Here is a 23,036-nt window from a genome sequence, read left to right on the forward strand (position 1 = left end):
ACCGCGACAGTAAAGGTTTTTGAAATCTCAGGGGGTGGGGAAATAAATGCCCCTCCGCGCAAATCGGCGGAGGGGCGGGAGTGCTTAGTTACACGCTGCGTTGGAAGAACCGGCGCAAAGTGCATCTTTTTCGATCCAGCCAGCGTCCAGAACAACGTTCAGGTTGTCGGCAGTCACAGGAACCGGAGACAGGAACATGGAGTTCATGGTTGTGCCCGATGGGGACGTCCACTCGGCGGCGCCTTCAACGGCATTGCCACCGGCCAGAGCCACGGCGATTTCACCCGCTGCGGCGCCCAGTGCACGGGCGTCTTTCCAAACCGATACGGTCTGTGTTCCAGTTGCAACACGGTTCAGAGCAGCGTGGTCGCCGTCCTGACCGGACACTGGAATACCTTCCATGCCCTGTGCGGTCAGCGCTGCAACAACACCGCCGGCGGTGCCGTCGTTGGAGGCCACAACCGCGTCAACTTTGTTGTCAGTTGCGGTCAGGATCTGTTCCATGTTGCGCTGTGCGTTCGCAGGAACCCAGCCATCGGTGTAGGCTTCGCCAACGATGGTGATGTCACCGGCGTCGATTGCCGCCTGCAGGATTTCCTGCTGACCACCGCGCAGGAAGTCTGCGTTCGGATCGGTTGGGGAGCCCTTGATCATGACGTAGTTGCCTTTGGGCTGCGCTGCCAGAACGGCGCGTGCCTGCATGCGGCCAACTTCGACGTTGTCAAAAGTCAGATAGAAGGCGCGGGCGTCTTCGATCAGACGGTCGTAGGCAACAACCGGAATTTCTTCGTCTGAGGCGGCTTGAACAGCCGGACCAACCGAAGAGGCGTCCTGTGCAAGGATGATCAGCGCGTCGGCGCCCTGTGCGATCAGGCTTTCGATGTCGGAAAGCTGCTTGGCGGAAGAGCTTTGCGCGTCAGCAGAGATGTATTTGGCACCGGCTGCGTCCAGCGCGCCTTTGATGGCGGCTTCGTCTGTTTTCCAGCGTTCTTCCTGGAAATTGGACCAGCTTACGCCGATGACGAGATCGTCGGCCAGTGCGGCCGTGCTCATGAATGCGCCGGCGATGATCGCCGTCGCGGATGCGAATAGTTTCATTTTATCCTCCCAATATTCAGTCCAGATCCCGAAAGGCGCCACATGGCGTGAATCAGTCTTCGAGCTGGTGTCATCATGTTAGCGTATTAAATTTGTAAATCAAATTAAATCGGCTAGACTTGAAAAAATACGTAATCTGACGACACCTCGTCGAACCGATGTTGCTTTGACGACAAGCATCCGCGACAACATTGGCAGCGAAGAAAGTGATCTATATGTCCGTGAATCAAAGAGAAATTGGGCGCAGAACCTTGTTTGCGGAAATCCGTCGCCAAGGGCGCATCCCCCGCATCCGGCTGTCGGAAGTCACGGGAATCAGCCGCGCCACAGTGACAACGATCACCGCAGAGTTGTTGCGCGATGGGCTGATCGAGGAGATCAGCAGCGAATCTCCGGACAAGGATGCGCGTCGCGGCCGCCCCAAGGTGGACCTTAAAATTTGCGGAGAGGCGCGTCTTATTGCCGGGGCAAAGATTTCCAACCGGTCGGTGTCGTTGGTGTTGCTGGATTTCGAAGGCAATCAGTTGGCGGATCATGAGGTGGAACTTGAGCAGACCGCGCATCAGGCTGTTGATCTGGCGCAGCTTCTGGCAGGGCATGTGGGCGATCTGGCCAACAAAGTGGGGCGCAGTCTGGCGGATGTATCGGGCTTTGGTCTTGGCATCGCGGGCATCGTTGATGCGCCGCGCGGTTTTGTGCATTGGTCGCCGTCGCTGACATCGCGCAATGTGGAATTTGGCAAGGTGTTGTCTGACACCTTGTCGATCCCGGTCTTTCTGGACAATGACGCCAACCTTGTGGCGATGGCGGAAAAGACCTTTGGGTTGGGGCAGGGGCATTCCGATTTCATCGTGGTGACAATCGAAAGCGGCGTTGGCATGGGCATTGTCATCGGCGACGAAATTTATCGCGGCACGCGAGGATGCGGGGCGGAATTTGGTCACACCAAGGTGCAACTCGAAGGCGCGTTGTGCCGGTGCGGGCAGCGCGGCTGTTTGGAGGCCTATGTTGCGGACTATGCGTTGTTGCGCGAAGCGATGAGCGCCAGCGGCGGGCAGGACGAGCGGCAGGTTGAGGATTTGTTGGCAGCGGCCAAGGACGGCGACGCGGTGGCCGGCTCTATTGTTGAACGGGCTGGACGCATGTTCGCGATGGGGCTGGCCAATCTGGTGAATATCTTTGATCCGGAACTGATCATTCTTGCGGGTGAACAGATGCAGGCAAGCCACCTGTATGCCGAAGAAGTCATTGAAGTTATGCGCAAATTGATCGTTCAGGTGGACAAGGCGCCGCCGGAGGTTGTTGTACACAAATGGGGCAACCAGATGTGGGCGCGTGGCGCGGCGGCTTACGCTTTGGAAAACGTGTCGGAACTGGCTTTGCAGGAAATGAAAGATCATGTGGTCTAAAGGTTTGGCGGCACTGGGTATCGGGGCGATTGCAACCGCTACGGCGGCCGAAGTGCGGTTCGCACCGATAGATCTGGCCCAGCATGTTTATGACGGCGGGTGGGAGCATTATGTCGGCGGCGGTGTGGCAGTGTTTGACTGCGACGGTGACGGCCTGTCCGATCTGGTGGTCGCAGGTGGGGAAAACCCTGCTGTTTTGATGCGCAACCGCTCGCACATGGGTGGTGATATCCGGTTTGAAGCTGCAACCCCAGCAGACGTGGAGCTTACCGGTGTGGCCGGTGTCTATGCGCTGGACATCGATGGTGACGGTTGGCGTGATCTGGTGATCCTGCGGGTTGGCGAAAACAAATTGCTGAAGGGCGGGCCGGAATGTTCGTTCCGTCCTATGGAGATTGACGGTTTTGACGGTGGCGATGGCTGGACCACGGCGTTTTCGGCCACTTGGGAAGCAGGTAATGCGCTGCCGACGCTGGCCTTTGGCAATTATGTCGACCGCACCAATCCAGACGGGCCATTCGAGGCCTGCGACGCCAACGTGCTGTTTCGGCCTGACGGCGACGGATATGCCAAGACCCTGCTTGAGCCGGGGTTTTGCCCGCTGTCGATGTTGTTTTCCGATTGGGGGCGTCAGGGGCGGGCTGATCTGCGGGTGAGCAACGACCGACATTACTATGTCAAAGGCGGTGCCGAACAGATGTGGGCGATGGAAGATGTGCCGCGCTTGCTTGAGGAGGCTGATGGTTGGGCGACCCACATGCTTTGGGGGATGGGGATCGCGAGCCGTGATCTTGACTTTGATGGCATGAGTGAAGTTTTCCTCAGTTCGATGGGCGATCAACGTTTGATGCGGTTGACCGGCGCGACAGGGCCGACATTTGAAGACGTGCCATATGAAATGGGCACCTCGGCGCATCGCCCCTATCAGGGCGGCGACGGGCGGCCGTCGACCGGTTGGCATATCGCGTTTGGGGATGTGGACAACGACGGTTTGGATGATGTCTTCATTGCCAAGGGTAATGTCGAACAAATGCCGGATGCGGCGATGGAAGATCCCAACAATCTCTTGATCCAAATGCCGGATGGCAGCTTTGAGGAGCAGGGCGGCGTCGCAGGCATAGGCACAATGGCGCGGTCTCGCGGCGCGGCTTTGGCGGATTTGAACAACAACGGCTTGCTGGATTTGGTGGTGGTCAACCGCCGCGCGCCGATGGAAGTTTATCAGAACGTGACCGAGAACGCGGGGCATTGGGTGGCGATGACCCTGTTGGGCGATGGCGGCAATGGCGATGCGGTTGGTGCGTTCATCGAAGTGCAGGCCGGTGCACGCACCTATGTGCGTGAATTGGTTGTCGGCGGCGGTCATGCCGGTGGTGTCGCCGTGCCTGAACATTTTGGTCTGGGCGATGTGACGGATGTGAAAGTGCGCGTGATCTGGCCCGGTGGCATTGTGTCAGATTGGGTTGATCTGAAGACGGGTGCGGTCTGGATGCTGTGGGCCGATGACGACGGACTTGCGGTGGCTAAGTACTGACCTTAGGCGGTTTACTTGTCCAGCGGCAGGCCCGAGGGCACGGATTTCGGCACACCTAAGCGTCCTTTGAGGCTGTCGTAGTCAGTGAGTGCGCCGAGGAAGGCAATCAGCTGGGCGACTTCTGTGTCGGTCAGATGTGTTGTGGGCAAGGTATTGGCCGCGGCAATTGCAGCAACGTCTTTTGCGTTTTCTATCAGGGCCGTGTCGTTGGTGAAGGCTCCTTCGCTCAGCACGGCCTGATTGATGGAGTAAGCCGCGAGCGCAGTGGTTGGATCAAGGTGGTGGCGCACGACGTCTTCTAGCGACGCATAAGCGCCCGAGTGGCCGTAAGGTGCGGTTTCAGTGATGTTGCGCAGCGACGGCGTGCGGAAGGCGTAGAAATCGGTTTCATCACCGGTCACGCGTCCGCGACCCACATCGCGGTTGTGGCGTTCAAATCGGGCGGCTTTGCCGGGGCCAATCTGGGGCATGGCTATGGCGTGAAAATCGTGATCGGTTTGAAACAGGCCGCTGTGACAGGCGCTGCATTCGGCTTTGCCATAAAAGAGGTTCATGCCAGCTGTTTGATCCGGATCCAGCGGCGTGCCATCGCGCAAGTGGGCGTCAAACGGGCTTTGGTCCGCGCGCCATTCAAAGGTGATAAATGCAGCGATTGCGTTGGCGATGTGGGTGAAGTGGATCGGAGTGCCTTCGCCAATGACGGCATCAAAATCGGTGCGATAAGCGGGGATCGCTTCCACGCGTTTTGCCAGAATGTCCCACGCACCACCGTCACCTGTCAGCTGTCCCAAGCGCACCGCCTGCGCGACGTCGTTTTCCGAATAGTGCCCAGCCATTTCATCGCCAGATAACACGGGAAACATGGCTTGGGCGGCGAGGGCGTTGGTGAACCCCATCTCCATCTCTGCTCCCAAGGGCGTGCGGATGCCGGACGGGCGGGTGGGGTCATCCTCAAGTCGACCATCGTGGAAAAAGACAGTGAATTCAGTCGCACCAAGGTTCCAGAGAGCGGGTGCGTTGCGGGGAATACGTTGTTCGGGTGGGTTCGCTGCATCAATGACGCGGTTGGTGCCAAGCCCTGTGGCGCCATCGCCAAGTCCCAGAGACAGGCCGTCTGATGTGCCGAGATCGGGGTGGTGACAGGTCGCGCAGCTTACCGAGCGGTTGCCTGACAGGATCGGGTCATAGAACAGTTGCCAGCCAAGGCGCACTTCGTCCTCGTCTTGCGCAGGGAACACTGCGTCTGGCTTGGGCAGGTCGGCGGCGATTGCCGTGACTGGCAAGATCAAAATGGCGGTGGCGAGCAAACTGCGCATGGCTGTCCTTGGATAGTCAAACCCCCTCGCACCAGTTCTGGCGCGAGGGGGGAGTGTGTTAGTCAAATCCACTTCTGTCAGGATCAAACGAAGCGGTTTACGTAGTTTTCCAAGATTTCCTGACGGCCGGACTTCGGAGCCGGATTCATCTTGCCTGCGTTCACGTCGGCAAAGATGCTGCCGAGATCGCTGGTCAGCATCGCTTGCGCCTCCGGTGTGTCCCAACCGGAGTACCGCTCAGACAGGGCCGCATCCAAACCACCGTCTTCGATCATGGCTGCGGCGGCTTTGAGACCACGGGCGCAGATGTCCATGCCGCCAACGTGTGCGGCGATCAGATCGTCCGCATCCAGCGACTGACGGCGCAGTTTGGCGTCGAAGTTGGTGCCGCCTTGGGTAAAGCCGCCGTCCTTGAGGATGTGGTAATAGGCCAGTGCGACTTCGGGCACGTTGTTGGGGAACTGGTCGGTGTCCCAGCCGGATTGGTAGTCGTTGCGGTTCATGTCGATGCTGCCCAGCACACCCAGCGCCGTGGCCGTCGCAATTTCATGTTCAAAGCTGTGACCGGCAAGAATGGCGTGGCCCTGTTCGAGGTTGAGTTTGACCTCATTCTCGAGGCCGTATTTCTGCAAGAAGCCATAGCAGGTCGCGGCATCGTAATCGTATTGATGCTTGGAGGGTTCCTGTGGCTTGGGTTCGACCAAAATCTGACCCTCAAAGCCGATCTTGTGTTTGTAGTCGACCACCATGTTCAGGAAACGGCCCATGTGGTCGAGTTCTCGGCCCATGTCGGTGTTTAAAAGGGTTTCGTAGCCTTCGCGGCCGCCCCAAAGCACATAGTTCTGCCCGTCCAGTTTCTTGGTGGCGTCCATGCAGGTTTTCACGGTCGCCGCCGAGTAGGCAAACACATCGGGATCAGGGTTGGTGGACGCGCCGGACATCCAGCGGCGGTGGCTGAACATGTTGGCCGTGCCCCAAAGAAGTTTGACTTTACGGCTGCTCATCTTTTCACCGAAGTAGTCGATGATGGCCTCGAAATTTTTCAGGCTTTCGGCAAAGGTGTCGCCTTCGGGGCGGATGTCGGCGTCGTGCCAGCAGAAATAGGGCTGGCCGAGAATGTCGAACATTTCAAAGGCCGCGTCGGCTTTGACCTTGGCGGTCGCCATTTGATCCTGAGGATGCCAAGGGCGAACAAAGGTCTGGCCGCCAAACGGATCGCCGCCTTCCCATGCAAAGCTGTGCCAATAAGCGATGGCAAAACGCAGGTGGTCTTCCATGCGTTTGCCCATGACAACTTCGTCCGGGTTGTAGTGATGAAAGGCCATCGGATTGGTGCTGTCGGGGCCTTCGTATTGAACGGGCGCGATGCCAGAGAAAAAGTCGGTCATGATTGCAGGGCCTTTATGCCGGAGTAGGAATTTCGGAAGGCGGCATACGCCGCTTCATAGTCATCGCGCAGATCGCTGCGCGGGTGGATTGTCTGTGCGATTTCTGGTCGGGTCATCGTTGCGACCGGATCGGCGTCGGTTGCGGCGCAGATGGCCAGTCGCGCGGCCCCGAGCGCGGCGCCGAATTCGCCGTCTTTGGGCAGGGCGATCGGCAGGTTCAAAACCGTGGCGATCAACTCGACCCAGAACGGCGACTGGGAACCGCCGCCAATGGCGATGACCTGATCGAGCTTTGCGCCGGTGGATTTCAGCGCCTCAAGGTTGTCGCGTAAGGCAAAGGTGACGCCTTCAAGCACCGCTTGGGTCAGGCCTTGGTGACCGGACGCGATGTCCAGACCGATAAAGGCGCCGCGAATGTCGGCGTCGTTGTGCGGGGTGCGCTCGCCCGAAAGATAAGGCAGGAAGCGCATTTTTCCGGGGCCAGAAACAGTGTCGCCGAGCGCTCGGGTCAGATCCGCAGGGCTTTCCTGCAGATTACGTGACAACCAGTTGAGGCAGTCGGTGGCGGCGAGAATAACGCCCATCTGATACCAGCGGTCTGGAACCGCATGGCAAAACGTGTGCACGGCGCTGGCAGGTTTCGGGGCATATGCGTCGCGGCCCGTGAGCAGCACACCGGAGGTGCCAAGCGAGACAAAGCCGTCACCTTCGCCCAAAGCGCCGATGCCGCAAGCCGCGGCAGCGTTGTCGCCAGCCCCCGCAGCCACCACAACACCGTCAGGCAGGCCGAGCAAAGACGCGATATCAGAGCGCACGTTGCCGATGGCTTCGGACCCTTCAAACAAGTCAGGCATCTGGTCACGGCGCATACCTGAGGCGGCGAGCAGGTCTTCGGACCAATCCCGCGCGGCGACGTCGAGCCAGCTGGTGCCGGCGGAGTCGGACATGTCTGATGCATAGACACCGGTCAGCCAGAAATTCAGGTAGTCTTTTGGCAGAAGCACCTTGGCGGTTTTGGCAAACACGTCTGGTTCATTGTCTGCCACCCAAGCGACCTTGGGCGCGGTGAAGCCGGGAAACACGATGTTGCCAGACAGGTCACGCACATTGGCCGTTGCGTCAAGCTTGGCAGCTTGGTCGACCGACCGCGTGTCGTTCCACATCATGCACGGGCGCAGGGGGGTGCCCGCTGCGTCCAGCAGGTTAGCGCCGTGCATGTGCCCGGAAACGCCGATGCCACGAATGGCTGCGACGGCGGCGGGCACTTCGGCGCGCAGCTCTGCAAACACAGTGATGCAGGCGTCTGTCCAGTCAGATTGGGCCTGTTCGGACCAGCCTGCATGGGGACGTGTTGTGTCGTATGATGCTTCTTTGGCAGCGACCACCTGTTGCGCTTCGTCTATCAAAAGCGCGCGCAGGCCGGACGTGCCAAGATCGATTCCCACAAACATGGGGCTCTCCTCAGTGTCTCCTCCAATTAGTTTTTGCCTCAAATTAATTCGGAATTCAAACCAGAAATTCAAAAATCGCGAATTCTTGCTGCCCGCTTACCAGCCGGATCGCAGGCGATGTGCCGCTTTCGCTTTGTTTTCATGGCCTTGCGCCGAAGAGTGCCGTCGTTCTCGGCATAGCCGCAATGCAAGCGCATTGCTTGACCTTCCACCAACTGGAACCCTTATGTAGCGTGTCAGGACAAGAGAAAGACGACTCATGACGGCACAGGTGCTGGATTTTCAGATCGACGGATTGAACTGTGCAGGCTGTGTTGGCCGCGCGGAAAAAGCATTGGCTGCAGTGGATGGTGTGCGCGAGGCGTCCGTGAACCTTGCGTCCGAGACAGGACATGTGGTGTTTGATACGCCGGCCGAGACAAAGGCGCTGTTGGCAGCTTTAGACACGGCAGGGTATCCGGCGCGGATCGCCGCAACGACGCTTGAGATTTCGGATTTGAGCTGTGCGAGCTGTGTCGGGCGGGCGGAGGCGGCCTTGCAGGCCGGGCACGGCGTTATTGAAGCCTCGGTCAATTTGGCCACGGAAACAGCGCGTGTGCGCTATGCCGAAGGCGTAGTCACCGCGTCGCAAGTGGCCGCTTTGGCGACACGTGCAGGCTATCCTGCACGACTGCAGCAGGCCGAGGCGCCAGCGGTGGACCGCAAAGCTGACGAGGCGGCGGCACTAAAGCGCAAGGTTGTTTTGGCGGCGGCGCTGGCCTTGCCGGTATTTTTGGTAGAAATGGGCGGCCATCTTTATCCGCCATTGCACCATTGGATCATGGCCAACGTCGGGATGAGCAACAGCTACTATGCCCAGTTCATTTTAACAGCGGTCTTGCTCTTGGGGCCGGGGCGCCAGTTTTACACCAAGGGCTTTCCGGCCCTTATAAAAGGCGCGCCGGATATGAATTCTCTGGTGGCGATGGGCACCAGCGCGGCATTCTTGTTTTCGGTTGTTTCGACATTTGTGCCGGGATGGCTGCCTGATGGTACGGCAAACGTCTACTACGAGGCTGCGGCTGTCATTGTGGTGCTGATCCTTGCGGGGCGCTGGATGGAGGCGCGCGCCAAGGGGCGGACTGGTGAGGCCATTCGCAAGCTGGTGGGCTTGCAGCCAAGGACGGCGCGGGTCGAGCGCAAAGGCGAGATCACGGACATCGCAATTGACGAGATTGCAGTTGGGGATGTGGTCGTGGTTCGCCCTGGCGAGAAGATCGCGGTGGATGGGCGTGTGTTGGACGGTCTGTCTTATGTCGATGAGGCGATGATCACAGGCGAACCTGTGCCGGTTGAGAAAACCGCCGGCGCAGTCGTGGTGGGTGGCACGGTTAACGGGCAAGGCGTTCTGCGCTTTGAAGCCGAAGCGGTTGGGGCCGACACCACGCTGGCACAAATCATTACGATGGTGCGCGACGCGCAGGGTGCGAAGCTGCCTATTCAGGGCATGGTCGACAAGATCACGACCGTTTTTGTGCCTGTGGTGATTGGCATTGCAGTGGCGACGGTTGCGCTTTGGCTGGCCTTTGGTCCGTCCCCCGCATTGGGTCATGCAATGGTGGCCGGTGTGGCGGTTTTGATCATTGCCTGCCCCTGTGCGATGGGGTTGGCGACGCCAACGTCGATCATGGTGGGTACCGGCCGCGCCGCGCAGTTGGGCGTGTTGTTTCGGCGCGGAGACGCGCTCCAGCGGTTGCGTGACTGCGATGTGGTGGCGTTTGACAAGACCGGCACATTGACCGAGGGGCGGCCAAGCCTGAGCGATTTTGTGGTATCGCAAGGCTATGAGCAGACCGAGGTTTTGCGGCTGGTGGCCGCGGCAGAGACTGGGTCGGAGCATCCGCTGGCGCGGGCGGTGATCGAGGCGGCGGATGGTTTGGACTTGCCGGACGCGGATAGCTTTGAGGCTGTGGCAGGCATGGGCCTGCGGGCAAGCGTCGAGGGCCATGTCATCGTTGTCGGAGCGGACCGGTTCATGGTGGCGCAAGGCATTGCTTTGGAGGGACATACAGATGCGGCCCACCGTCTTGCCAAAGAAGGCAAAACGCCAGTCTTTGCGGCGGTGGACGGCCAAGTGGCGGCGCTTCTTGCGGTGTCGGACAAGGTGAAGCCAGCAAGCCGTGCGGCGATCGATGCGCTGCACGCAATGGGCGTGAGAACGGCGATGATTTCGGGCGACAACCGCGCCACGGCAGAGGCCTTGGCCGACCACCTTGGTATTGATCATGTGGTGGCCGAGGTTTTGCCGGATGGCAAAGTGGCGGCCTTGCGGGATCTTGCATCCGAAGCCGGTGCGGTGGCCTTTGTCGGCGATGGCATCAACGACGCGCCGGCGTTGGCGGCGGCGGATGTGGGCATTGCAATCGGTACCGGCACAGATGTGGCGATCGAGGCGGCGGACGTGGTTCTGATGTCTGGTGATTTGCGGGGCGTGGTGAATGCGGTGACGGTGTCGCAAGCTGTGATCCGCAACATACGGCAGAACCTGTTTTGGGCTTTTGCCTATAATGTGGCGCTTATTCCCGTGGCAGCAGGCGCGTTCTATCTCTTTGGCGGGCCGCTTTTGTCGCCTATGCTTGGGGCCGGTGCGATGGCGCTTTCCAGTGTCTTCGTGTTGAGCAACGCCTTGCGGCTGCGCTCGGTCAAAGCAGCAATGTCTGAGCAGGAGGTTTTGGTATGAATATCGGAGATGTGGCAGAGCGGTCGGGTCTGCCAGCCAAGACCATACGCTATTATGAGGACATCGGGTTCATTTGCCCCGCGCGCAGCGCCAATGGATATCGCCAGTTTGCGCAAAAAGATCTGCACAAATTGACCTTTGTCGGGCGTGCACGCTCGCTTGGGTTCACTATCGAGGACTGCCGTACATTGCTGGCCCTTTATGAAGATCGTGGACGGGCGTCGGCAGATGTAAAAAGAGTGGCACAACAGAACCTTGCGGACATTGATGCAAAAATTGCAGATCTGCAGGACATGCGGGCCACTCTCTCCCATCTGGTGACGTCGTGCGCCGGCGATGGTCGGCCCGATTGTCCGATCCTTGATACCCTTGGCGGCGCACCAAAGGCGTGATTTTTTGTAACTGTTGACAGGGACCCTTGCATGACCGCATTTGACGGGACGCATGGGAGGGGACTGCAGGTGTATCGACAAATTGACAAGGCCGTTGGCTGGCTTTCGCGGGCCGTGGCGATCGCGGGGGGCGTCATTCTGATTGCTTTGGTGATCATGGTGTGCGCGTCCATCACGGGGCGGGCTTTGATCCCGCTGGGCCTGAAGCCGGTTTCAGGCGATGTGGAATTGCTGGAGATGGGCATGGCTTTCGCCATATTCGCCTTTCTGCCCTATTGCCAGTATGTGCGCGGCCACGCTCGAGTTGATTTGTTTCAAGCGACATTTGGCAAGGTTGGGAACCGGTTTCTGGACCTGATCGCGGATCTTGGTATGGCGGTCGCCGCAGTTGTCATCGCGTGGCGGCTTTGGCTGGGTATGCTGGACAAGAAGTCCTACTTCGAGACGACCTTTATCCTGCAAATCGAAATCTGGCAGGCCTATGCCGCGGCAATGCTCGGCGCGGGTACTTTTGTGATTGTCTCTCTGTTTTGCGTGTGGCGCAGCCTTAAGGCGATGCCGGGAGGTGGCGCATGAGCAATCTAGAGATTGGCATTTGGTCCTTTCCTGTCCTTCTTGTTCTGATCTTTCTGCGGGTGCCGATTGGCCTTGCGATGATGGGCGTCGGCGTTGGCGGCACTTATTTGGTGATGGGCAGCACCCTGATGACGATGGGGCAGCTTAAGCACCTGACATTCAGCACATTTTCGAGCTACTCGCTGTCGATTGTGCCACTGTTTTTGCTGATGGGGCAATTTGCGACCCATTCCGGCATGTCCAAGGGTTTGTTCAAAGCGGCAGAGGCCTGGCTGGGGCATCTCAAGGGCGGCGTTGCCATGTCGGCCATCGGTGCTTGTGCGGGCTTTGGCGCGATCTGTGGCAGCTCGCTGGCGACTGCGGCCACGATGGGGCAGGTGGCTTTGCCCGAACTGCGTCGCTATGGCTATTCCGGCCCGCTCGCGACCGGTACACTGGCCGCAGGCGGCACGCTGGGTATCCTGATCCCGCCGTCGGTGATCCTCGTGATATACGCCATTTTGACCGAACAAAATATCGCGAAGCTGTTTGTGGCTGCCTTTGCGCCCGGCATTCTGGCGGCTGTTGGGTATATGCTGGTGGTGGCAATTTATGTGCGCGTCGTGCCCGGATCGGGGGACGCGCTGGAGCGGGTGCCGATGGCAGAACGGTTCCGTGCATTGATTGCCGTCTGGCCGGTAATTGTGATTTTTGGCGCCGTTGTTGGCGGCATTTACACCGGCATCTTTACACCAACCGAAGCCGCAGCAGTTGGCGCGATGGGCACCGGGATTGTTGCGTTGGCATCAGGCGGGCTGAACATGCCCAAGCTCGTGCAATCGGTTCTGTCGACGGCCAATTCCACCGCGATGATCTTTTTCATCGTGTTGGGGGCGGGCATGTTTAACAGCTTCCTCGCGCTGACCCAACTGCCGCAAACCTCGGCCCAATGGGTGGCGGATCAGGGCTTCTCGCCGATGTTTGTGCTGTTCTGCGTGTTGGTGCTGTATCTGGTCTTTGGTTGTGTGATGGACAGCTTGTCGATGGTGCTGCTGACCGTGCCAATCTTTTTCCCGATCATGATCGCGCTTGATTTCGGCATGAGCGTCGAAGATTTCGCACTGTGGTTCGGGATCATTGTTCTGATTGTGGTTGAGGTTGGGTTGATCACGCCGCCGGTGGGGATGAACCTGTTCGTGATAAACGCGATGGCGCGCGACATTCCGATCAGCGAAACCTTCCGTGGCACCGCACCTTTTGTGCTGGCTGACATCATACGGGTTGTGATCCTTGTGGCCTTCCCGCCGATCACGCTGGCGCTGGTGTGGTGGATCTATTGAGGTGAGGCATGAGCCATGATGTACCGGAAATCAGGGACGGTGAAAGCCAGCTTGGGTTTGATCCGCTAGAGCGTGTGGATGCGCAGATCCGGTTTATTGGCCGTATCCGCACGCCTTGGTCCCGCGGCAATTGTCCCAAGAACGTCACTCGCGCCCGGGAGACCGGTGAAGGGGCGCGTGTTGAGTTGGAGCCAGGCTTTGCTGAAGGATTGAGCGGGCTGGAGGTCGGACAGGGCATTTTGCTGTTTTACTGGATGGATCAGGCGCGGCGCGATTTGATTACACAGCGTCCCCGGCATCACGATATGGCGCGGGGCACTTTTGCGCTGCGCTCTCCCAATCGGGTCAATCCGGTGTCGTTGGCTGCGGTGCGCCTAACGGCGCTGGATTTGGTCACCGGAGTGATTGAGATCGACGCGATCGATTGCTTTGACGGCACACCTTTGGTGGACATCAAACCCAGCGCACCTGCGGTGGATGTGCCACCGAACGGTTGATGCGTTCAGTCGCGGTTCAGGCAAGGGCGCGGCGACGGCATACTATTCAAATTGAATGCGGTGGTTTCCCGCATCAAATCTGATCGCAATCCGGCCTGGGTCGTGGCCCAAAAGAAGCACCCTTTAGACGGACCGACGCGCTGTTCCGCGCGCCGAGGCGCCGAAACATGCGGCAAGGTCCACATCAGAAACAGGTACTTGGGCATGGGCGGCCTTTCGGGTCGTTTGTCGTCAGACGGGCGGGTTGTTTTTGGCCCGTCAAAAGCTCGGGGATTGTGCGCCTTCTGGGGGTATGTAGGCTTTGGGCGGCAGGGAGTCTAAGAGGTGCGCAGTCACACCGGCGGCATTTTTCTCAAGTGGAGCGAAGCTCGGCGGAGGCTTGCTGATTTCGTGGGTCAACGGCGGCAGAACCGTGAGAATTCGAGGCTGGACGGGTGGGCTTGTCTGGCTGGCTGTATGTGATCTCAGGAATGAAGCAGTGGCAGCCCGTAGGGGAATCGAACCCCTCTTTCCAGGTTGAAAACCTGGCGTCCTAACCGATAGACGAACGGGCCACGCATGTGCTTGGTTCGGGTGGAGCTGATGTCCGGAGAACCGGCTTCGACTGGCAGCCCGTAGGGGAATCGAACCCCTCTTTCCAGGTTGAAAACCTGGCGTCCTAACCGATAGACGAACGGGCCGTGCCGAAGCGTGAGGCGTATCTAGTGAATGGTTGAGACCTGCGCAAGTGCAAATATTACCCGCAGTGTGATTTTTCGGTCGCCCCGGTCGGGGGGCTTTGCCCCCATCGCGGCAGCGCCGCGATTCCCCCAGGGTATTTGGGGCCATTAAGAAGAATTTGCCCCCAAATCAGGCGCGGGCGGCGTCCTCGAGCCGGAGTTGCACGCTCTGGCGGCCGCCCCAAGTGTTGATCTCCAGCCGCCCAGCGAGGTGAAAGCGCGCGCCGCCGTGTGATTCGAGGGTCGTGCCCAGTTCCGTATCAAAGGCGCCAAAAGAGATTGCGTCGAGGCGCGTGCCAAACCCGTCGCCAAATGAGATTTTGAGATGGCTGTCGCCCACGCGCTTGGCAAAGCGGATTTCAACATCCGGAAAGGCAAACCGCGGCGCCGGAGCGCCTACACCAAAGGGGCCGGCCTTCTCGATGTCCTGAATAAGATCCACCGTCGCCGCGCCGGGCATAAGAAGCCCGTCGAGTTTCAGATCAGCCGGACCCGCGTCAGCTGCGCCTTGTTTGGCCAACAGCTCGGAAAGCCGTGCCATCGCGGGTTCCAGTTGATCCCGCGCTACTGTGAGACCGGCCGCCATCTTGTGACCACCGCCTTTGAGCAGCAAACCTTCGGCGGCGAGTTTCTGGATGGAGGCTCCGAGGTCCACGCCGGAAATGGACCGACCGGAGCCTTTGCCTTCGTCGCCATCCAGGCCGATGACAATGGCAGGGCGGTTGGTGTTTTCTTTGAGGCGGGATGCCACGATGCCCACCACGCCGGGATGCCAGCCTTCGCCTGCGGCCCAGACCAGCGGCGCGTCCAGCCCGCGTTCTTCGGCCTGCGCCAATGCGGCGGCGCGCACGGCAGCCTCGATGTCGCGGCGTTCGGTGTTGAGGTGATCAAGTTGGTCGGCAATGGCGCGGGCCTCTTGTTCATCGTCGGTGGAGAGCAGTCGCGCACCAAGGTCAGCCTTGCCAATGCGGCCACCGGCATTCACACGCGGGCCGAGCAGAAAGCCGAGGTGGTAAGTGTTGGGCGCGCTGTCCATGCGGCTGACGTCAGAAAGTGCCACAACCCCGGGGCGGTTGCGTAAGGCCATCACCTTGAGGCCTTGCCGCACCAGAGCGCGGTTCACGCCAATCAGCGGCGCCACATCGGCCACCGTGCCAAGTGCGACGAGATCGAGCATCGACATCAAGTCAGGGCCTTGCGCGCCGTCGCTGCGCATTTGGCGGTTGGCCTCTACCAACATCAAAAACACCACCGAGGCGGCGCAAAGATGCGCAAGGTCGCCGCTTTCGTCCTGACGGTTGGGGTTCACCACTGCGACGCAGTCCGGCAAGGTTTCACCACCCAAGTGGTGGTCAAGCACCACAACGTCGGCGCCTTTGGCCGCGGCAATCGGTCCGTGTGACAGCGTTCCGCAATCCACGCAGATGATCAGGTCGTGATCCTTGGCCAGCGCAGCCATGGCGGCCTCGTTGGGACCGTAGCCTTCGTCGATGCGGTCCGGCACATAGAGCGTCGCTGTCAGGTTCATGGCGCGCAGCCATGTGATCAGGAGCGCAGCAGATGTACCGCCGTCCACGTCATAATCGGCGAACACGGCAATGCGCTGTTTGGACTTCACGGCTTGCAAGAACCGTGCGGCGGCGGTGTCCATATCCTTGATCGAATGCGGATCGGGCAGCAGGTCCACCAGCTTGGGGTCCAGGAAACTCGGCGCCTCTTGCGGGGTGATACCCCGGCGCGCCAGCACCGCACACAATGCAGGCGGCAAGTTTGTGTCTTGCGCGATCTGCTCGGCCGCGCGGGTGGTTTCAACCGCCGGGCCCACCCACCGCCGCCCTGTCAGGCTTTCGGAGACATCCAGAAAATCGCTCATTGTGTGGCCTTCTTGGTATGCAAAGGCCCGCCAAAAGAGGCGGGCCGATGTCGGGGCGTCGCAGCCCTGTGTATCAGAGCCGTTTCCGGCGCTGTAATCAAGTCGCGATCAGGACGTTTGATCGACTGGCGCGCGATAGGTCATGCGCCGCACGGAGCCGGATTTGGACCGCATCAGCAGCGTTTCGGTTTCGATCCAGCCGGGTGTGCGTTTGATCGCAGGCAACAGCGAGCCGCCGGTCACGCCGGTTGCGGCAAAGATAACGTCCTGTGTCACCATCTCGTCGCGCGCGTAGATGCGGTCGAGATCAGTGATGCCCGCCTTGGCGGCGCGGCCGCGTTCGTCATCGTTGCGGAACAACAGGCGGCCCCACATTTGGCCGCCCATGCATTTCAAAGCCGCTGCGGCAAGAACACCTTCTGGTGCGCCGCCCTGGCCCATGTACATGTCGATGCCGGTTTCTTCGGCCTCGGCACAGTGCATGACGCCAGCGACGTCGCCGTCGGTGATCAGACGGATAGAAGCGCCGGTGGCACGCACTTCGGCAATCATCGCCTCGTGGCGGGGGCGTTCGAGAATACACAGCGTGATGTCGGAGGTCGCGCAGCCTTTGGCGGCTGCCAGCGCTTCGACGCGTTCACGCGGCGACATTTCCAGCGACACGACGTCTTTGGGGTAGCCCGGACCGATGGCCAGCTTGTCCATATAGGTGTCAGGCGCGTGCAGCATCGAGCCGCGTGGACCCATGGCAATCACTGTCAGTGCGTTGGGCATGTCTTTGGCGGTCAGCGTGGTGCCTTCCAGCGGGTCGAGTGCAATGTCCACGCCGGGGCCGTTGCCGGTGCCTACTTCTTCGCCGATGAACAGCATAGGGGCTTCGTCGCGCTCGCCTTCACCGATCACCACAACGCCTGCGATGTCGAGCAGGTTGAGCTGTTCGCGCATGGCGTTCACAGCAGCTTGGTCGGCGGCTTTTTCGTCGCCGTTGCCGATCAGAGCGGCGGAGGCGATTGCGGCTTGTTCGGCGACCCGCGCGAGGCCGAGCGACAGCATACGATCGTGAAATTCCGGCTTTTGAGACATGGAAAAATCCTTATGTGCTGATCCTGCGGCTCGAATAGCGCAGGGGGGGCTGGCTCACAAGCCCGAAGGGGCTTGCAGGCCTTGTAAATCAAACGGTTTCAATACGCAGGGCAACGGGATCAGACGCCACGACACCCGAAACACGCATTGCCTCGATGGCTTGATCCAGAGCGCTGCGTTGCGTCTTGTGGGTGACGATCAGAACTGGCGCATGAGCATCATCGTGACGTGTCTGACGCATGCGGTCGATGCTGATGCCGTTGTCGCCGAGGGCGGTGGCGATTTTGGCCATCGCGCCGGGTTTGTCTTCAAGCGCAAGGCGCAGATAATAGGGTGCGGGCGAGTTGGATTGTGCGCTTTTGGCGACGACGAGATCGGTCGCGGGCACGCCAAAGGTCGACAGGCGGAAGCCGCGCGCGATGTCGCAGACGTCGCCCATAACGGCACTGGCCGTGGGACCCTCGCCGGCACCGGGGCCGCGCAGCACAACTTGTTCAACCGCGTCGCCTTCGATCACGACCATGTTGGTGCCGCCTTGCAATTGGCCGAGTGGGCTGTCGGCTGGCACGAGGCAGGGCGACATGCGTTGCTCAAGGCCGCGCCCGGTCATTTGGGTGACACCCAGAAGTTTGATTTTGTAACCCAGTTCCGCAGCCTGGTTGATGTCTTCAATCGAAATACGCTGAATGCCCTCAAGCGCGACACCGTCAAAGTCCACACGGCTGCCAAAGGCGATGGCAGACAGCAGGGAGAGTTTGTGGCCCGCGTCGATACCGCCAACGTCCAGATTTGGATCGGCTTCCAGATAGCCAAGCGCGTCGGCTTCTGCAAAAACTTCGTCATAGGGCAGGCCTGCGTCCTGCATCCGGGTCAGGATGTAGTTGCAGGTGCCGTTCATGACCCCCATCACGCGGCTGATTTCGTTGCCGGCCAGCCCTTCGGTCAGGGACTTGATCACAGGAATACCACCGGCGACGGCCGCTTCGAACCGGATCACGGCGTTTTTCGCCTCGGCAGCTTCCGCGAGGGCCTGACCATGGTGTGCCAAAAGCGCCTTGTTGGCGGTGACCACGTCTTTGCCAAGCGCGATAGCGGCCTCAATGGCGTCCTTAGCGGGGCCATCATCGCCCCCCATCAGTTCAACAAAGACATCGACGTCGTCGCGTTTGGCCAGTGCTACGGGATCGTTTTCCCAAGCGTAGCCGGTCAGCGCGACGCCACGATCCTTGTCGCGCGAGCGAGCAGAGACTGCGGAGATCACAATCGGACGACCGGTGCGGCGGGCGAGCAGGTCAGCCTTTTGGCGGACGATTTTAACAACGCCGACACCAACGGTGCCAAGCCCGGCGATCCCAAGACGCAATGGCGGGCGCGGGGAAGTGGTCATCGGCGGAGTCTCCTTGCAAAACTGGTCTGGTTTATGTGCCGTTTAGCTGGTTCAGCGAGGCGGTGCAACGCGCTCAGCGGATCTATTCCAGTAAGTTCTGGGCGCGTCTGCGCAGGCGGCGTTCGCGGGCATCGAGCGCTTCGTCACTTCCGGAATGCAATCGCGGTGTTTCCGCCACCAGCGCTTCGGTGTTTGGCAGGATCTGCGGATAAGGCGACTTGAGGATGTCGTCATCCACCTCGCCGACCACATCCGGAAACTGACCGCAGCCAAACAAAGTTGCGCATGTCAGAGACAAGATTAAGGGGCGGGTGGGAAAACGGGGCATTTGGGCCTGCTGCGACTTGGATTTTTCACACTATGGCGCATGCCTTGGGGCGCGACAATAGAGGGAAGCCTGCGGGAGGTGCGGCGGAAGGGGTTTTAAAAGAACATCTGTTCAGTTAACTAAGGAGAATGGCACGTACAACAGGTTCCCATTCCGACATTACAGGCCCGCGCGTGCGGGCGGCGGCGTTGGCGCTTTTTGCGCAACACGGATTTGCTGCGGTTTCGATGCGTCAGATCGCGCGGGAAGTGGGTGTGCAGGCCGGGGCCCTTTATAACTATACGCCAGACAAGCAGAGCCTTCTGTTTGATTTGATGAACGCGCATATGAGTGAGTTGCTGGCGTCGCGGGCCGATTTGCCCGCCGAGCAGTCTCCACTGCAAGCGCTTGAGACGTTCACGCGATTTCACATCCGGTTTCACTCGGAGCGACCCGAGGAAGTTTTCATCGCGTACATGGAGCTTCGCAATCTGAGCGACGAGAACTTCCAGAAGATCGAAGAGTTGCGTCGCGCTTATGAAGATCAACTGGAAGAGATCCTGCGCGAAGGTGTCGCTGAGGGTGTGTTTCAAGTGGCGGATTCCAAGCTGGCGACGATGGCGGTGATTGCCATGTTGACCGGGGTCAACACGTGGTTTCGCGAGGGCGGCCGGTTGTCGCTTGCACAAGTCGAGCAGATTTACTGGGACATGGTGCGCAAATCCGTGGGCGCCTGACCTGACATGTCTCTCAGTCGCGTGCGCGTAGGATGCGCGCGGGGCGTGCGGCGAGGCTGGGCAGGGAAAACACCAGACCTGCGATCAGGTTGGCGAGAAGTCCGGTGCCGACCACGACAAGCGCGTTGGGCCAAATCACTTCAAACTCACTTTCCATGACAAATGTCATCACAGCCCAGCCACCAGTGACACCAACCGCCAGCGCAACAACCCCTGCCGCAACGCCCAACAGCGCGGCGCGAAGCGCAAAACTGCGCAGAATTTGATAGCGTGTGGCACCCAGAGTTTTGAGTATCGCGGCCTCATAAGTGCGCCCTTGCTGGCCCGCTGCGGCCGCGCCAATGATGACCAAAAGACCGGTCAGCAAAATCGCCGCCGCTCCGTAGGTTGTGGCGTTGGCAAGCTGGGCCACCAGATCGGAGACGCGGCCCACGGCCTCGCGGATATGGATGGCGGTGATATTCGGGAAAGTGCTGGACAGCTCGCGCAGGATTGCGGCCTCAGATTGGGCTGAAGAATAGACTGTGGCGATGAAGCTGTGTGGCGCCCCAGCAAGCGCGGATGGGTTCATCGCAATGATGAAGCCCATACCGGCGGTTGAGAAGTCCACTTCGCGGAAGCTGGTGACAGTGGCGGTGATGTCGCGGCCCAGAACGTTGACGGTCATGGTGTCGCCAAGCGCGACGCCCATTTCCTCAGCCTCTTCGGCGGCGAAACTGATTTGTGGGTCGCCGGTGTAGTCATCAGGCCACCATGTGCCAGCTGTGATCTTGGTGTGTTCCGGCACGCCAGAAGAATAGGTCACGCCGCGATCGCCCTCGATCACCCAATGATCGCCAGCCACCTCGCGCGCCGGTTGGCCGTTGATGCGGGTGATCACCCCGCGCAACATCGGGGCGCTTTCGACTTTTGTGACTTCGGAATTGGCAGCGAGGCGCGCGGAGAAATCCGGCATTTGATCGCGTTGGATATCGACAAAGAAAAACGATGGCGCCACATCAGGAAGGTCGCGTGCGATGGCGTTGCGCAGGTTGCCGTCCACCTGTCCGACAGTGGCCAAGACCGACAGGCCGAGGCCGAGAGACAGAACCACGGGTGTTGCAGCTTCGCTGGCGCGGCCGATTGCAGCAAGCGCCCATGCCAGCGCAGGTTGGGTGCGCAGGCGCGGCGCGAGCGCACGCACAAGGGCGCGCAAACCGAGGGCTGCGAGGCTGAGAAAGACCATCGCCGCAACAACACCAGCGGCAAACCACAGAGTGAGCCGCGTTGATCCCGACAGCAGCGAGGCCGCGAGAAGCAAGGCCGTAAAGAGCACGCCCACAGCGATCAGATATCGAGGCGCGGGAAGAGACGCGCGCGCTGCCATAGCGTCGCGGAAAAGTTGGGTAGGCCGCACGTCTTCGAGGCGGGCAAGCGGCCACAGGGTGAAGATTGCAGCGGTGAGCGCCCCATAAAGCGCAGCCTCCGCTAGGGGCAGGGGATAGAGGGTGAATTCGGCCGGAAACGGCAGGACCGACAGGATCAGAGGCGCGAGCAGAATTGGGGCTAGCGCCCCGATCAGAAGCCCGAGGGCGATGCCGACGGCAGCGACCATGCCGATTTGCAAAAAGTATGTCGCGAAGATCACTTGGCGCGTGGCCCCGAGGCTGCGCAGTGTGGCGATGGTTTCGGTTTTGCGGGCGAGAAATGCGCGGATGGCCGTGGACACACCGACGCCACCTACAGCCAGCCCAGCCAACCCGACAAGGATCAAAAACGCGCCGAAGCGGTCGACAAATTGGCTGAGCCCCGGCGCGCCGTTGCGGCTGTCACGCCAGCGCAGGCCCGTGCTCTCGAACTTTTCGGTGGCATCCGTGCTGAGGGTTGCGAGGTCGGTTGATGATGGCAAAACAAGGCGATAGCGGCTTTCAAAGAGCGTGCCGGGCGCGAGAAGGCCAGAGTCGCTGAGCCCGTCAATGGTCACAATCGTCCTAGGCGCGAGGCCGAAGCCACCGGAGCTGTCTGGTTCGCGCATCAGGCGGGCGGTCAGGACAAATTCTTGTGCGCCTAGTTTGAAGGTGTCGCCAAGCGACAGGCCAAGCCGATCCACCAGCAGGCCCTGCATAACCGCCCCCGGCAGACCGTTGTTGCCTGCGAGCGCGCCCGCGAGAGGGATGTCCGGTTGCAAAGCGACGGAGCCAATCAGAGGGTAGGCGCTGTCGACGGCTTTGACCTGGGTGAGGGCGCGCTCGGCGTCGTCGCCACGCGGCACCACAACCATCGATCGAAAATCGATGATCTCTGAGCTGTCTTGCGCATTGTCGCCCATCCACGCCAGTTCGACGTCGGTGGCGCGTCGGTAGGTGAAGCTCATCTCTGCATCGCCGCCAAGAAGCGCAGCACCCTCGTTGGCAAGACCGGTTTCGATGGCCGCGCGCACCGACCCGATGGCGGCAATGGTGGCCACGCCCAGTGCGAGACATGCCAAAAACACAGTGAAGCCCCGCAGGCCGCCCCGGATTTCGCGACGGGCAAGTCGGGCGGCGGTGGCGAGGCTCATTGAGCGGCCTCAGCCTGAGGCGCGATCACGCCGTCACGCAAGCGCACTGTGCGGGCGCAGCGGTTGGCGAGGTCGTTTGAGTGGGTCACAAGAACCAATGTAGTCCCGCGTTTTGCGTGCAGATCAAACAGCAGGTCCATGATAACCTCGCCGGTGGTTTGATCGAGGTTGCCCGTGGGCTCGTCTGCCAACAGGATCTGAGGTGACGGCGCACAGGCGCGGGCCAAAGCAACTCGCTGTTGCTCGCCGCCGGAAAGCTGGCTTGGGTAGTGATCGGCACGATGCGAAAGGCCAACGGCGTCCAGTTCAACCCGGGCGCGCTCCATCGCGTCTTTGCGCCCGGCGAGTTCCAGTGGGGTTGCGACGTTTTCCAGTGCGGTCATTGTCGGGATCAGGTGAAAGTTCTGAAAGACGACACCCATGTGTTCGCGTCGGAATTTTGCCAAAGCATCTTCGGACATTTGCGACAGGTTTTGATCAAGTGCGGTGATGGCACCAGAGGTTGCGCGTTCCAGCCCGCCCATCAACATCAAGAGCGAGGATTTCCCGGAACCCGAAGGGCCAACCAGTGCCAAAGTCTCGCCTTTGTGAACGTCCAGCGTGATCCCGTTGAGGATTTCCACCCGTCCGGCATTGCTATCGAGCGCCAAAGTGGCATCTTTGAGAGAAAGAACGGATGTCATTATGGGGGC

The 23,036-nt window shown here is 60.1% G+C and carries 18 protein-coding genes and 2 tRNA genes; 8 read left to right on the top strand and 12 right to left on the bottom strand.

Annotated elements, in window-relative coordinates; genetic code table 11:
* Positions 1–84: 84 nt before the first annotated feature.
* Positions 85–1,098, bottom strand: a complete 1,014-nt coding sequence (gene xylF / locus PG871_RS06170) for a D-xylose ABC transporter substrate-binding protein (protein WP_270727265.1) — start codon at positions 1,096–1,098, stop codon at positions 85–87.
* A gap of 215 nt (positions 1,099–1,313) precedes the next feature.
* On the opposite strand from xylF, the gene PG871_RS06175 reads away from it, so the two are divergent.
* Complete coding sequence (locus tag PG871_RS06175) at positions 1,314–2,507, top strand: ROK family transcriptional regulator (RefSeq protein ID WP_270727268.1); 1,194 nt, start codon at positions 1,314–1,316, stop codon at positions 2,505–2,507.
* Entirely contained in the window at positions 2,497–4,041 is a 1,545-nt protein-coding gene (locus PG871_RS06180) for a CRTAC1 family protein (protein WP_270727271.1), read from the top strand. Before PG871_RS06175 ends, PG871_RS06180 begins: the two co-directional genes overlap by 11 nt.
* Positions 4,042–4,052: 11 nt before the next feature.
* Here PG871_RS06180 and PG871_RS06185 read toward each other — a convergent pair whose 3' ends face one another.
* The 3 genes from PG871_RS06185 to xylB all read right to left on the bottom strand — a co-directional run bounded on the left by PG871_RS06185 (position 4,053) and on the right by xylB (position 8,196).
* Positions 4,053–5,357 (bottom strand): cytochrome-c peroxidase, encoded by a 1,305-nt coding sequence (locus PG871_RS06185; protein ID WP_270727273.1) that lies wholly within the window; start codon positions 5,355–5,357, stop codon positions 4,053–4,055.
* Positions 5,358–5,440: 83 nt separating this feature from the next.
* Complete coding sequence (gene xylA, locus PG871_RS06190) at positions 5,441–6,745, bottom strand: xylose isomerase (RefSeq protein WP_270727275.1); 1,305 nt, start codon at positions 6,743–6,745, stop codon at positions 5,441–5,443.
* Entirely contained in the window at positions 6,742–8,196 is a 1,455-nt protein-coding gene (xylB, locus tag PG871_RS06195; RefSeq protein ID WP_270727278.1) for a xylulokinase, read from the bottom strand. Before xylB ends, xylA begins: the two co-directional genes overlap by 4 nt.
* Before the next feature lie 259 nt (positions 8,197–8,455).
* On the opposite strand from xylB, the gene PG871_RS06200 reads away from it, so the two are divergent.
* The 5 genes from PG871_RS06200 to PG871_RS06220 are packed head-to-tail and all read left to right on the top strand — an operon-like array spanning position 8,456 to position 13,699.
* The gene (locus tag PG871_RS06200; RefSeq protein WP_270727280.1) at positions 8,456–10,915 is read left to right on the top strand and encodes a heavy metal translocating P-type ATPase; all 2,460 of its coding nucleotides are present in this window, start codon (positions 8,456–8,458) and stop codon (positions 10,913–10,915) included.
* On the top strand, positions 10,912–11,307 hold the full coding sequence (gene cueR, locus PG871_RS06205; RefSeq protein ID WP_270727282.1) for a Cu(I)-responsive transcriptional regulator: 396 nt from the start codon (positions 10,912–10,914) through the stop codon (positions 11,305–11,307). Before PG871_RS06200 ends, cueR begins: the two co-directional genes overlap by 4 nt.
* 30 nt (positions 11,308–11,337) lie before the next feature.
* Positions 11,338–11,883, top strand: a complete 546-nt coding sequence (locus PG871_RS06210) for a TRAP transporter small permease (RefSeq protein WP_270727285.1) — start codon at positions 11,338–11,340, stop codon at positions 11,881–11,883.
* Positions 11,880–13,202: a TRAP transporter large permease gene (locus PG871_RS06215; protein ID WP_270727287.1), complete on the top strand. Its 1,323-nt coding sequence runs from the start codon at positions 11,880–11,882 to the stop codon at positions 13,200–13,202. The genes PG871_RS06210 and PG871_RS06215 overlap by 4 nt, the downstream gene beginning before the upstream one ends.
* A gap of 8 nt (positions 13,203–13,210) precedes the next feature.
* Positions 13,211–13,699, top strand: coding sequence for an SAM-dependent methyltransferase (locus PG871_RS06220; RefSeq protein ID WP_270727290.1), 489 nt, complete (start codon positions 13,211–13,213; stop codon positions 13,697–13,699).
* Positions 13,700–14,178: 479 nt separating this feature from the next.
* On the opposite strand, the gene PG871_RS06225 is transcribed toward PG871_RS06220, so the two are convergent.
* From PG871_RS06225 to PG871_RS06250, 6 genes are all read right to left on the bottom strand, one after another.
* Positions 14,179–14,253: transfer RNA gene (locus PG871_RS06225), tRNA-Glu, on the bottom strand.
* A gap of 51 nt (positions 14,254–14,304) precedes the next feature.
* Positions 14,305–14,379 (bottom strand) — tRNA-Glu (locus PG871_RS06230).
* A gap of 169 nt (positions 14,380–14,548) precedes the next feature.
* Positions 14,549–16,291, bottom strand: coding sequence for a single-stranded-DNA-specific exonuclease RecJ (gene recJ, locus PG871_RS06235; RefSeq protein ID WP_270727292.1), 1,743 nt, complete (start codon positions 16,289–16,291; stop codon positions 14,549–14,551).
* Between the two features lie 108 nt (positions 16,292–16,399).
* Positions 16,400–17,374 carry a class II fructose-bisphosphatase gene (gene glpX / locus PG871_RS06240; protein ID WP_270727294.1) on the bottom strand — a complete coding sequence of 325 codons (975 nt, stop codon included), beginning with the start codon at positions 17,372–17,374 and terminating at the stop codon, positions 16,400–16,402.
* A gap of 88 nt (positions 17,375–17,462) precedes the next feature.
* A complete protein-coding gene (locus PG871_RS06245) occupies positions 17,463–18,761 on the bottom strand; it encodes a homoserine dehydrogenase (protein WP_270727297.1) in 1,299 nt (432 codons plus the stop codon).
* A gap of 82 nt (positions 18,762–18,843) precedes the next feature.
* On the bottom strand, positions 18,844–19,089 hold the full coding sequence (locus tag PG871_RS06250) for a hypothetical protein (RefSeq protein ID WP_270727298.1): 246 nt from the start codon (positions 19,087–19,089) through the stop codon (positions 18,844–18,846).
* Positions 19,090–19,217: 128 nt separating this feature from the next.
* Between PG871_RS06250 and PG871_RS06255 the strand changes: the two genes are divergently transcribed.
* A complete protein-coding gene (locus tag PG871_RS06255; protein ID WP_270727301.1) occupies positions 19,218–19,805 on the top strand; it encodes a TetR/AcrR family transcriptional regulator in 588 nt (195 codons plus the stop codon).
* A 13-nt stretch (positions 19,806–19,818) separates the two neighbouring features.
* Here PG871_RS06255 and PG871_RS06260 read toward each other — a convergent pair whose 3' ends face one another.
* Positions 19,819–22,344, bottom strand: coding sequence for an ABC transporter permease (locus PG871_RS06260; RefSeq protein ID WP_270727303.1), 2,526 nt, complete (start codon positions 22,342–22,344; stop codon positions 19,819–19,821).
* A complete protein-coding gene (locus PG871_RS06265) occupies positions 22,341–23,027 on the bottom strand; it encodes an ABC transporter ATP-binding protein (protein WP_270727305.1) in 687 nt (228 codons plus the stop codon). The genes PG871_RS06260 and PG871_RS06265 overlap by 4 nt, the downstream gene beginning before the upstream one ends.
* Between the last annotated feature and the right edge of the window lie 9 nt (positions 23,028–23,036).

Origin of the sequence: Shimia sp. Alg240-R146 (genome assembly GCF_947331465.1) — a bacterium.
Lineage (GTDB): Bacteria > Pseudomonadota > Alphaproteobacteria > Rhodobacterales > Rhodobacteraceae > Shimia.

What these genes read in the sequence shown, in the direction of transcription:
- PG871_RS06265 (WP_270727305.1), bottom strand. Translation starts at nt 23,027, where the DNA reads ATGACATCCGTTCTTTCTCTCAAAGATGCCACTTTGGCGCTCGATAGC.
- PG871_RS06245 (WP_270727297.1), bottom strand. Translation starts at nt 18,761, where the DNA reads ATGACCACTTCCCCGCGCCCGCCATTGCGTCTTGGGATCGCCGGGCTT.
- PG871_RS06220 (WP_270727290.1), top strand. Translation starts at nt 13,211, where the DNA reads ATGAGCCATGATGTACCGGAAATCAGGGACGGTGAAAGCCAGCTTGGG.
- cueR (WP_270727282.1), top strand. Translation starts at nt 10,912, where the DNA reads ATGAATATCGGAGATGTGGCAGAGCGGTCGGGTCTGCCAGCCAAGACC.
- xylF (WP_270727265.1), bottom strand. Translation starts at nt 1,098, where the DNA reads ATGAAACTATTCGCATCCGCGACGGCGATCATCGCCGGCGCATTCATG.
- xylA (WP_270727275.1), bottom strand. Translation starts at nt 6,745, where the DNA reads ATGACCGACTTTTTCTCTGGCATCGCGCCCGTTCAATACGAAGGCCCC.
- xylB (WP_270727278.1), bottom strand. Translation starts at nt 8,196, where the DNA reads ATGTTTGTGGGAATCGATCTTGGCACGTCCGGCCTGCGCGCGCTTTTG.
- PG871_RS06185 (WP_270727273.1), bottom strand. Translation starts at nt 5,357, where the DNA reads ATGCGCAGTTTGCTCGCCACCGCCATTTTGATCTTGCCAGTCACGGCA.
- PG871_RS06180 (WP_270727271.1), top strand. Translation starts at nt 2,497, where the DNA reads ATGTGGTCTAAAGGTTTGGCGGCACTGGGTATCGGGGCGATTGCAACC.
- PG871_RS06210 (WP_270727285.1), top strand. Translation starts at nt 11,338, where the DNA reads ATGACCGCATTTGACGGGACGCATGGGAGGGGACTGCAGGTGTATCGA.
- PG871_RS06215 (WP_270727287.1), top strand. Translation starts at nt 11,880, where the DNA reads ATGAGCAATCTAGAGATTGGCATTTGGTCCTTTCCTGTCCTTCTTGTT.
- PG871_RS06255 (WP_270727301.1), top strand. Translation starts at nt 19,218, where the DNA reads ATGGCACGTACAACAGGTTCCCATTCCGACATTACAGGCCCGCGCGTG.
- PG871_RS06250 (WP_270727298.1), bottom strand. Translation starts at nt 19,089, where the DNA reads ATGCCCCGTTTTCCCACCCGCCCCTTAATCTTGTCTCTGACATGCGCA.
- PG871_RS06175 (WP_270727268.1), top strand. Translation starts at nt 1,314, where the DNA reads ATGTCCGTGAATCAAAGAGAAATTGGGCGCAGAACCTTGTTTGCGGAA.
- recJ (WP_270727292.1), bottom strand. Translation starts at nt 16,291, where the DNA reads ATGAGCGATTTTCTGGATGTCTCCGAAAGCCTGACAGGGCGGCGGTGG.
- PG871_RS06260 (WP_270727303.1), bottom strand. Translation starts at nt 22,344, where the DNA reads ATGAGCCTCGCCACCGCCGCCCGACTTGCCCGTCGCGAAATCCGGGGC.
- glpX (WP_270727294.1), bottom strand. Translation starts at nt 17,374, where the DNA reads ATGTCTCAAAAGCCGGAATTTCACGATCGTATGCTGTCGCTCGGCCTC.
- PG871_RS06200 (WP_270727280.1), top strand. Translation starts at nt 8,456, where the DNA reads ATGACGGCACAGGTGCTGGATTTTCAGATCGACGGATTGAACTGTGCA.